The 402-nt window shown below is 56.2% G+C and carries 1 pseudogene; it reads left to right on the forward strand.

What is annotated here, in order from left to right:
- Positions 1 to 150: pseudogene (locus GHO25_RS26690) on the forward strand (recombinase family protein); the annotation flags it as partial.
- Positions 151 to 402: the final 252 nt, after the last annotated feature.

A 402-nucleotide genomic window follows, 5' to 3' on the forward strand; every position in this document is an offset into this window, starting at 1 on the left:
CGATTGGCCATGGCGGCGATGGGGCAGCCGGAAACCGTGGTTGGCGATCTGTGTGAGGAACTCGGCGTCACTCGACAGACGTTGTACCGGCACGTCTCGCCAAAGGGCGAGTTGCGTCCAGATGGCCTGAAGTTGCTTTCACTGGGCTGATCTTGACCTGGAGGCGAATGGCTCACTACGGCCAATAGCAGCCAGTCGCGTCAGACAGAAAACGACCCACAGCGGACGTTGGGCAAAGGCAGAAACGTGCCAAAAGCGGAAGCCCTCATTTATTCTGTTAAAAACGTGACTCAATCGACGCTTTAGGGAAAGGTTAGGGCGCGTTAAAGGCTGTTAGCTCCTCCGGCATGAGCTGTTCGTGCCCCTAGCCGTGAGTCCTTTCGATGAGCGAATCTTTATGCG

Source organism: Pseudomonas sp. FSL R10-1350, assembly GCF_009600525.1.
Lineage (GTDB): Bacteria > Pseudomonadota > Gammaproteobacteria > Pseudomonadales > Pseudomonadaceae > Aquipseudomonas > Aquipseudomonas helleri.